This is a genomic window from Streptomyces sp. SID5785 (assembly GCF_009870065.1).
Classification (GTDB): Bacteria; Actinomycetota; Actinomycetes; order Streptomycetales; family Streptomycetaceae; genus Streptomyces.
The window spans coordinates 1-9,330 of the sequence record NZ_WWIA01000551.1; the positions used below are offsets into that span (position 1 = coordinate 1).

General features: G+C 73.6%; 9 protein-coding genes. 1 reads left to right on the forward strand and 8 read right to left on the reverse strand.

The window, feature by feature from the left end; genetic code table 11:
- Positions 1-66: 66 nt before the first annotated feature.
- Positions 67-1,194: a DUF6777 domain-containing protein gene (locus tag GTW43_RS17710; RefSeq protein ID WP_343246040.1), complete on the reverse strand. Its 1,128-nt coding sequence runs from the start codon at positions 1,192-1,194 to the stop codon at positions 67-69.
- A gap of 113 nt (positions 1,195-1,307) precedes the next feature.
- Here GTW43_RS17710 and GTW43_RS17715 point away from each other — a divergent pair, with 113 nt between their 5' ends.
- Entirely contained in the window at positions 1,308-2,714 is a 1,407-nt protein-coding gene (locus GTW43_RS17715) for a lipase maturation factor family protein (RefSeq protein ID WP_161302987.1), read from the forward strand.
- Here GTW43_RS17715 and GTW43_RS17720 read toward each other — a convergent pair.
- The 7 genes from GTW43_RS17720 to GTW43_RS17750 all read right to left on the reverse strand — a co-directional run.
- The gene (locus GTW43_RS17720) at positions 2,675-3,553 is read right to left on the reverse strand and encodes an amidohydrolase family protein (protein WP_343246041.1); all 879 of its coding nucleotides are present in this window, start codon (positions 3,551-3,553) and stop codon (positions 2,675-2,677) included. The genes GTW43_RS17715 and GTW43_RS17720 overlap by 40 nt on opposite strands.
- The gene (locus tag GTW43_RS17725) at positions 3,550-3,864 is read right to left on the reverse strand and encodes an L-rhamnose mutarotase (protein ID WP_161302988.1); all 315 of its coding nucleotides are present in this window, start codon (positions 3,862-3,864) and stop codon (positions 3,550-3,552) included. The genes GTW43_RS17720 and GTW43_RS17725 overlap by 4 nt, the downstream gene beginning before the upstream one ends.
- Positions 3,861-4,886 (reverse strand): aldo/keto reductase, encoded by a 1,026-nt coding sequence (locus GTW43_RS17730; RefSeq protein ID WP_161302995.1) that lies wholly within the window; start codon positions 4,884-4,886, stop codon positions 3,861-3,863. The genes GTW43_RS17725 and GTW43_RS17730 overlap by 4 nt, the downstream gene beginning before the upstream one ends.
- Before the next feature lie 11 nt (positions 4,887-4,897).
- Positions 4,898-5,668 carry an SDR family oxidoreductase gene (locus GTW43_RS17735; RefSeq protein WP_161302989.1) on the reverse strand — a complete coding sequence of 257 codons (771 nt, stop codon included), beginning with the start codon at positions 5,666-5,668 and terminating at the stop codon, positions 4,898-4,900.
- On the reverse strand, positions 5,665-7,023 hold the full coding sequence (locus GTW43_RS17740; RefSeq protein ID WP_161302990.1) for an L-fuconate dehydratase: 1,359 nt from the start codon (positions 7,021-7,023) through the stop codon (positions 5,665-5,667). Before GTW43_RS17740 ends, GTW43_RS17735 begins: the two co-directional genes overlap by 4 nt.
- A gap of 27 nt (positions 7,024-7,050) precedes the next feature.
- Complete coding sequence (locus GTW43_RS17745) at positions 7,051-8,094, reverse strand: ABC transporter permease (protein WP_161302991.1); 1,044 nt, start codon at positions 8,092-8,094, stop codon at positions 7,051-7,053.
- A 101-nt stretch (positions 8,095-8,195) separates the two neighbouring features.
- Positions 8,196-9,330 (reverse strand): ATP-binding cassette domain-containing protein (locus GTW43_RS17750; RefSeq protein WP_161302992.1); only part of this gene is annotated, 1,135 nt, incomplete at its 5' end.

The window sequence follows — 9,330 nt, forward strand, 5'->3', positions numbered from 1 at the left end:
GTACCCGCGTCCATACGGACACGCTAGGCGCAGCCCCTGGGCCCCGCACGCGGACCCGGGCCGGTCTCAGCCCGCGTCCTGGTCCCCCGGGTCCGTGACGTCGGGGACGGCACCGCTGTCGTCCGGCTGGTCCGGGGTGTCCGAGCCGGTCCCGTCGTCGGGGGCGAGGGTCGGCGTCGGGCAGTCGGCCGGCCAGGGCGAGGGGCTGACGGGGGTGCTGGTGGCCGTCGGGGTCGGGCACTCGCTGCTGGAGGCGCTGTCGCTGGGCGACGCGGAGTCCGTGTCGGAGTCGGAGGGGCTCGGCGAGGTCTCGGAGTCGCTCGGGCTCGGGCTCGTGGGCGACGGGGAGGTCGGCGAGGGCGAGGTCGGCGACGGGGACGTGGGGGTGGGGCTGGGCGGCGGGACGGGCCGGTCGCGGTCGCCGTCGTCGCCGATCGGGCGCTCGATCCACGTGTTGTTGACGATGTTGATGATGGTGATGTTCTGGATGACGGTCGGTGCGGGCGTGATCACGATGACCTGCGTGGGCCGGTAGCCGCTCCACGCCTTGCCCTTCTGGCGGGGGCTTCCCTTCAGGGCGACGGGCGGGTCGACCGGGTTGCCGCAGGCGCAGCGCACGCGCGGCAGTCCGTGCCCATCGACGAGGACGGCGGTGCCGGCCTGGAGGACCGACTGGAACGCGGTGGCCCGGCCGTCGCGGTAGCCGTGGTTGGTGACCCGGGTGTCCGAGCGCAGCACGACCGGGGTCAGCCCGCGCAGGAAGCCGGGGATGTCCGCCTGCCGGACCCCGCTGGCCTGCGCGAAGGCGCCCGCCTTGGACCGGTCGGAGGTGAGGAAGCGGATCTGCTTCTCGACGTCGCAGCTGCCGACGGACTTGGTGCCGCCGTACAGGCCCGGGGTGGCGCCGGAGAAGGACGTCAGCCCCTCGGGGTTGGCGCGGGCGCTGCCGCTCGGTGCGGGTTGCGGCGTTCGGGTGACGGGCGGTGGTGTGGCGTCCGATGTCGCGGTGGAGTCCGTGAAGGGGTCGGGCCCCTCGTCGGCGATCGGCTGCAGGTGCAGCGTGCCCCGGGCCCCGGCGGCGGGGTCGGCGCCCACGCCCGCGGTCCCGGCGCCCGACGAGCACCCGGCGAGCAGCAGCGCCGCGGACATCCCGAGCGCGGTGACGTACGTCTTGGTCCTGATCCGTGCGCGCACGTGTTCTCCCAGCTGTGCAGCGGCGTCCTTGTGCCCCCGCAGTCCAGTCGGGCGCAGCCGACGCGGGCCCGCAAGTCGTGCCCCGGGCGGCGCCGTGGGACCACACTGGAGGCGTGGACTGGTTCGGCGCCCCGGACCACTGGCTCGCCCGGCTGGTGTTCCAGCGGGGTCTCGCGGCGGTGTACCTCGTGGCGTTCGCCGGGGCCGCGCTGCAGTTCCGGGCGCTGATCGGTGCGCGGGGGCTGCTGCCGGTGCCGGCGTATCTGGCCCGGGTGCCGTGGCGGGCGGCGCCCTCGCTGTTCCGGCTGCACTACTCGGACCGGTTCTTCGCGGGGTGCGCGTGGGGCGGGGCGGCGCTGTCGGCCGCGCTGCTCGCGGGGGTCGACGGGCTCGTGCCGTTGTGGGCGGCGATGCTGCTGTGGCTGGTGCCGTGGGTGCTGTACCTGTCGGTCGTGAACGTCGGGCAGACCTGGTACGGATTCGGGTGGGAGTCGCTGCTCCTGGAGACCGGGTTCCTCGCGGTGTTCCTCGGCAACGACGAGGTGGCGCCGCCGGTGCTGGTGCTGTTCCTGCTGCGGTGGCTGCTGTTCCGGCTGGAGTTCGGTGCGGGGATGATCAAGATCCGCGGTGACGCGTGCTGGCGGAACCTGACGTGCCTGTACTTCCACCACGAGACGCAGCCGATGCCCGGTCCGCTCAGCTGGTTCTTCCACCGGCTGCCGCGCCCGCTGCACCGCCTGGAGGCCGCCGCCAACCATGTGACCCAACTGGTGGTTCCGTTCCTGCTGTTCACCCCGCAGCCGGTGGCGACGGCGGCCGCGTCCGTGATGATCGTGACCCAGCTGTGGCTGGTGCTCTCCGGGAACTTCGCGTGGTTGAACTGGCTGACCATCGTGCTCGCGGCGAGCGTCCTCGGCCTGCCCCCGCCGTACCCGGGGCCCGCGCCGGGCGCCGCGCCGCTCTGGTACGAGGTCCTCGTCCTGGCACTGACCGTGCTGGTGGCGGCCCTGAGCGTGCGCCCGGTGCGCAACCTGCTCTCGCGGCACCAGTCCATGAACCGCTCCTACGACGCCCTGCACCTGGTCAACACCTACGGCGCGTTCGGCAGCGTGGGACGCGTCCGGCTGGAGATCGTCGTCGAGGGCACGGCGGACACCGCGCCGGGTCCGGGCACCCGGTGGCAGGCCTACGAGTTCCGCGGCAAGCCGGGCGACCCGCGCCGTATGCCCCGCCAGTTCGCCCCGTACCACCTGCGGCTCGACTGGATGATGTGGTTCGCCGCGCTCTCCCCCGTGTACGCGCGCGCCTGGTTCGGGCCGTTCGTCGAGCGGCTCCTCGACAACGACCGGGACACGCTTCGGCTGCTGCGCCACTGCCCGTTCCCCGACGCGCCGCCCGCCCACGTCCGGGCCCGGGTGTTCCGCTACCGGTACACGACGTGGCGCGAGCGGCGCGAGACGGGGGCGTGGTGGGAGCGGACCTACGTGCGGGAGTTCCTGCCGCCGACCCGGCTGAGGTAGACCCGGCGGGCCGTGCCCGCGAAGACCTCCTCGTCCGCGCCGCCCGCCAACTCGCGTGCCGCACGCATCACTTCACCGTACGAGGCGGCCAGCGTGCACACCGGCCAGTCGGACCCGAACATGACGCGGCCGGGGCCGAAGGCGTCGAGGACGGTGTCCGCGTACGGGCGCAGGGCCTCGACGGTCCAGCTCTTCGGATCGGCCTCGGTGACGAGCCCGGAGAGCTTGCAGACCGTGTTGGGCAGCGCGGCGAGCGCGCGCAGGTCGGTGGCCCACGGCTCCCGTTCCCCGGACGCGATCGGGGGTTTGCCCGCGTGGTCCAGGACGAAGGTGAGCCCGGGGTGCCGGGCGGCGGCCCGGACACATGCGGGCAGCTGGTGCGGGAGCACCACGAGGTCGTACACGAGACCGGCGTCGGCGACCGCGGCCAGGCCCCGGGTCACGTCGGGCCGCAGCAGCCACGCGGGGTCGGGCTCGCCCTGGACCTGGTGCCGGATGCCGGCGAGGTGGCGACCGCCGGGCGCCTCGCGCAGCGCCGCGAGGGCGTCGGGCACGTCGGGGCGGGTCAGGTCGGTCCAGCCGACGACGGCCTCGACGAGCGGATCGCGTGCGGCGAGCGCGAGGAACTCGGGGGTCTCCTCGGCGACGGTCACGGTCTGGACGAGGACGGTGGCGCCGACGCCCTCGGCGATCGCCTGGGGGGCGAGGTCCGTCATGGCGAAGTCACGGCGGATCGGCGCGAGGTCGGGTCCGGTGATCCAGTCCTGGTCGCGCACGGACAGGTCCCAGACATGGTGATGGGCGTCGATCACCGGCCCCGCGGCCGGGCCGGCGCTCACGGAAGCTCCCAGACGACGGGCAGCGAGGCTCCGGCGCCCTCGGCGGAGTAGTCGTGGACGACGTCGAGGAGCTCACCCATGCGGGTCTGCCAGGCGATGTTGACGGGGAGCCGGTCCAGTTCGGCGAGAAGGCGCGCGTAGTCCTCGCACTCCAGGAGGTGGAAGAGGTCGGTGCCGCTGCGCCAGATCGTCCAGCGGTGGGCGCCCGCGGCCCGGATCGCGGCGACGAGTTCGGCGGGGACCTCGCGGTGGGCCTGTTCGTACTCCGCGACGCGGTCGGCGCGGACCGTGGTGTGCAGGGCGACTCTCACGCGGGCGCCTCCTGTCCGGGGGGCTGATCGGGGCTCCGGCCGGGGATCTGGTCGGGGGTGGGGACGTCGGCGCCGATCAGCCCCGTGTGCCGGGCCTCCTGCCAGAAGGCGTCCGGCACCGGCGTGCCGAACTGGGCGGCCGCGTCGGCCACTTCGGCCGCCGAGCGGGTCCCCACGAGGACGCCGGCGACGGCGGGGTGCGCGAACGGGAAGGCGAGCGCCGCCGCGCGCAGCGTGGTGCCGTGCCGCTCGGCGAGGGCCTTGAGGCGCAGGGCGCGCTCCACGGTGTCCGGTGGCGCCTGCGCGTAGTCGAAGGGGGCGTCCGGCTTCGGGTCGGCGAGCAGGCCCGAGTTGAAGACGCCGCCGACGACGACGGAGACACCGCGTTCGGCGGCCGCGGGCAGCAGGGCGGTGAGGGCCCGCTGGTCGAGGAGGCTGTAGCGGCCCGCGCACAGGACGACGTCGAGGTCGGTGTCGCGGACGAAGCGGGTGAGCATGGCCGCCTGGTTCATCCCCGCGCCGATGGCGCCGACGACGCCTTCGGCGCGCAGCCGCTCCAGCGCCGGGTAGCCCTCGGCGAAGGCCTGTCCGGCGTGGTCGTCGGGGTCGTGCAGGTACACGGTGTCGACGCGGTCGAGACCGAGCCGGCCGAGGCTCTCCTCCAGGGACCGGCGCACCCCGTCGGCGCTGAAGTCCCAGACGCGGCGGTGTGTGGCGGGCACCGCGAACCCGTGACCGAGGTCGTCGCCCCCGCCGTCGTACGGGGTCAGCAGGCGGCCGACCTTGGTGGACAGGGTGTACGAGGACCGCGGCCGGTCCCGCAGCGCCGCGCCGAGCCGGCGCTCGGACAGGCCGATCCCGTAGTGCGGGGCGGTGTCGTAGGTGCGGACACCGGCGTCCCAGGCGGCGTCGACCGCGGCGCGGGCGTCGTCGTCGCCGACCGGGGTGTACAGGTTGCCGAGGGCGGCGGCGCCGAACCCGAGCGCGGTGACGGGGACGCCGGAGCGGCCGAGGGTGCGTATGCGCATCGGGGTCACTGTCCCACGGGGCGCAGGCGCAGGCCCTGCATGCCCCCGTCGACGGCGAGCGAGGTCCCGGTGGTGGCGCCGGAGAGCGGGCCGGCCAGGTAGGCGACGGCGCCGGCGACCTCGTCGGCGGAGACGAGGCGTCCGGTGGGCTGGCGGGCGGCCAGGGCGGCGCGTTCGGCGGCGGGGTCGTCGGCCCGGTCGAGGAGGCGGCCGACCCAGGGGGTGTCGGCGGTGCCCGGGTTGACGCAGTTGACGCGGATGCCCTCGCGGACGTGGTCGGCGGCCATGGCGAGGGTGAGGGAGTACACCGCGCCCTTGGACGCCGCGTACAGGGCGCGCTGCGGCAGTCCGGCGGTGGCGGCGATGGAGCAGGTGTTGACGATCGCGGCGTGCGCGGAGGCGCGCAGGGCGGGCAGGGCGGCGCGGGCGACGCGGACCATGCCGACGACGTTGACGTCGAGGACGCGGCGCCATTCCGCGTCGTCGTTGTCGGCGACGGTGCCCTGGGCGCCGATGCCCGCGTTGTTGACCAGGACGTCGAGTCCGCCGAGGGTCTCGACGGCCGCGGCGACGGCGGCGCGCACGGAGGCGTCGTCGGTGACGTCGGCGGTGAATCCGTGCAGCGGCTTGTCGACGGTGGACGTGTCGAGGTCGAGGACGGCGACGTCGGCGCCGCGGGCGGCGAGGAGTCCGGCGGTGGCGCGGCCGATCCCGGAGGCTCCGCCGGTGACGAGTGCCGTGAGTCCGGCGAAGTCCTGGAGGCTGCTGTCGCTCATGCTGCGGCTCCGTCCGTGTGCGGGGTGGGGTGCTGCCCGGCGCGGTCCTTCACCCAGAACTCCCCGTCGGGGTAGGTGAACTCGGCGATGGACCCGGGGTGCATGGTGGCGGAGAAGCCGGGCGCGCCGGGGGCCTCGTAGTGGCCGCGGCGCATCACGACCGGGTCGGTGAAGTGCTCGTGCAGGTGGTCGACGTACTCGATGACACGGTCCTCGGTGGTGCCGGACACGGCGACGTAGTCGAACATCGAGAGGTGCTGGACCAGTTCGCACAGCCCGACGCCACCCGCGTGCGGGCAGACGGGGACGCCGAACTTGGCGGCGAGCAGCAGGATCGCGAGGTTCTCGTTGACGCCGCCGACGCGGGCCGCGTCGATCTGGAGGATGTCGATGGCGCCGGCCTGGAGGAGCTGTTTGAACACGATGCGGTTCTGCACGTGTTCGCCGGTGGCGACCTTGACGGGGCCGACGGCGCGGCGGATCGCGGCGTGTCCGAGGACGTCGTCGGGGCTGGTGGGCTCCTCGACCCAGTACGGGTCGAAGGCGGCGAGGGCGCGGGTCCACTCGATGGCCTCGTCGACGTTCCACCGCTGGTTGGCGTCGACGGCCATGCGGATGCCGGGGCCGATGACGCTGCGGGCGGTGCGGCAGCGGCGGATGTCGTCGTCGAGGTCGGCGCCGACCTTCAGCTTGATCTGGGTGAATCCGTCGGCGACGGCCTGCCGGGCGAGGCGGGTGAGCTTCTCGTCGGAGTAGCCGAGCCAGCCGGGCGAGGTGGTGTAGCCGGGGTAGCCGTGTTCGAGGAGCGTGCCGGTGCGTGCGGCGGCGCCCTCGCGGCCCGCCCGCAGCAGGTCGAGCGCCTCCTGCGGGGTGAGCGCGTCGGCGATGTAGCGGAAGTCGATCTGGGAGACGAGCCAGTCGGGGTCGGCGTCGGCGAGCAGCCGCCACAGCGGCTTGGCGGCGCGCTTGGCGGCGAGGTCCCAGACGGCGTTGACGACCGCGCCGATCGCCATGTGCATCACGCCCTTCTCCGGTCCAAGCCAGCGCAGTTGGCTGTCGCCGACGAGGTCCCGGTTGAGGCTTCCGGGGTCGGCGCACAGGGCGTCCAGCGGGCGGCCGACGACGTGGTGGCGCAGGGAGCGGATGGCGGCGACCTGGACGTCGTTGCCGCGGCCGATGGTGAAGGTGAAGCCGTGCCCCTCGTGTCCGTCGGGGGCGTCGGTGCGCAGCACGACGTACGCGGCGGAGTAGTCGGGGTCGGGGTTCATCGCGTCGGATCCGTCCAGCTCCCGCGAGGTGGGGAACCGGATGTCGTACGTGTCGACCGCGGTGACGCGCGGGCTGGTCGGGGTCACGGGCTGCCTTTCGGGCGGGGGCGGTGATCAGTCCTGGGCGCGGCCGGTGGTGACCCGGGCGATCATGAGCGCGAGCAGGATGATTCCGCCGTAGATGGCCTGGATCCAGAAGGACGGCACCTGGGCGAGGGTGAGGAGGTTCTGGACGACGCCGAGCAGCAGGACGCCGGTGAGCGCGCCGAACATGGTGCCCTTGCCGCCGTCGAGGCTGATGCCGCCGATGACGGCGGCGGCGAACACAGTGAAGATCATGTTGTTGCCCTGGTTGGCGCTGATGGCGCCGACATAGCCGGTCTGCATGATGCCGCCGACGGAGGCGAGCACTCCGGCCACGACGAACACACCGAGCATGACGCGCTCGACGCGGATGCCGGCGGCGCGGGCGGCCTCGGCGTTGCCGCCGATCGCGTACAGGGCGCGGCCCACGCGGTGGTACTTGAGGATCAGGCCGGCCACGCCGAAGGAGACGGCGGCCAGCCACACGGACAGCGGGATGCGCAGGAACGTGGTGGTGGCCAGCGAGAAGAACGCGTCCGGCATGCCGAAGAGCGTCTTGCCCTTGGTCGCGCCGACGAGCAGGCCGCGCAGGACGATCAGCATCGCGAGCGTGACGATGAACGCGTTGAGCTTGAGCTTGACGACGAGGATGCCGTTGAAGGCGCCGACGCACGCGCCGACGACGAGGACCGAGAGCAGGGCGAGCGCGGTCGGGAACTCGGTGCCGAAGCCGGACTGGGCGACCGGCAGGACGAGGAGCGCGCCGACCGCCGGGGCGATGCCGACGACCGATTCGAGGGACAGGTCGAACTTGCCGGTGATGAGTACGAGGGACTCGGCGAGGACGACCATCGCGAGGGCCGCGGAGGCGCCCAGGATCGAGATGAGGTTGCGCTCGGTGAGGAAGGAGTCGTTGACGATCGCGCCGAGGACGAGGAGGAGGAGCAGGGCGGGGACGAGGGCGAGTTCCCGGGCTCGGCGGAGGACGACGCCCTTGGCCGTGCCGGCCTTCGGGCGGGGCCGGGTCTTCGTCGCGGTCTGGGGTGAGGCCGACGGGGCCTGTGTGTCAGCCATGGTGGGCTCCTGGGCGCGTGGTCGCCGTAGGGGTGTGGGTGTGCGGTGCGGGTGCGGGTGATGCGTGGCCGGTCGCGCGGCTCCCCGCGCCCCTTGCGGGGCTACTCATCGCCCACGCCCTCGATCGAGGCGATCAGGGCCTGGTCGGTCCAGCCCGCTCTGTGTTCGGCGGTGACCTTGCCGTGGAAGAGGACCAGGACGCGGTCGCAGCGGCGGAGGTCGTCGATCTCGTCGGAGACGACGAGAACGGCGGTGCCGTCGTCGCGTGCGTGGTCGACGCGGCGCAGGAGCGACTCCTTGGACTTGACGTCGACGCCGGCCGTCGGGTTGATGAGGACCAGCAGATGCGGGTCGGAGGCGAGGGCGCGGGCCATCACCACCTTCTGGGCGTTGCCGCCGGAGAGGTCGGAGACCGGCTGTTCGGGTCCCTCGGTGTGGATGTCGAGGCGTTCGATGAGGTCCTGGGCGACGGTGCGCTTGCGGTCGGTCGCGACGAACCCGTGCCGGCCGAGCCGGCCGAGGACGGACATCGTGGCGTTGTCGCCGATGGACATGCCGGTGACGAGACCCTGGTCGTGACGGTCGCGGGGGACGCAGCCGACGCCGGCGGCGAGGGCCGCGGACACCTCCCCGAAGGCCAGCGGGGCGCCGTCGACGTGGGCGGTGCCGGAGGCCGGGGTGTGCAGTCCGGCCAGCGACTCGGCGAGCGCGATCTTGCCGCTGCCGCTGGACCCGGCGAGCCCGACGACCTCGCCGCGGCGCACGGTCAGATCGACGTCGCGGTAGGTGTCCGAGGTCAGTCCCCGCACGTCGAGGACGACCGGGGCGTCGACGCCGTCCTGTTCGACGACCGCCTCGGCAGCGGCCGCCGCCTGCTCGGCGACGGCCTCCCCCGCCATCGCCTCGACCAGTGCCGGGCGCGGCAGGTCGGCGACGGGCGCGGTGGTGATCCAGCGGGCGTCGCGCAGCACGGTGACGGTCTGGCAGACCTCGTAGACCTCCTGGAGGTGGTGGGAGATGAAGAGGAAGGTGACACCGGAGTCCTGCAGCGCCCGCATGCGGGCGAAGAGGCGCTCGATCTCGCGGTTGTCGAGCTGGGCGGTCGGCTCGTCGAGCACGATGAAGCGGGCGCCGCCGCTGAGGGCGCGGGCGATCTCGACCATCTGGCGGTCCTCGACCTTGAGGTCCGCGGTGCGGACCCCGGGGTCGACCCGGATGTCCCACGTGTCGAGCAGC

What these genes read in the sequence shown, in the direction of transcription:
- GTW43_RS17735 (WP_161302989.1), bottom strand. Translation starts at nt 5,668, where the DNA reads ATGAGCGACAGCAGCCTCCAGGACTTCGCCGGACTCACGGCACTCGTC.
- GTW43_RS17745 (WP_161302991.1), bottom strand. Translation starts at nt 8,094, where the DNA reads ATGGCTGACACACAGGCCCCGTCGGCCTCACCCCAGACCGCGACGAAG.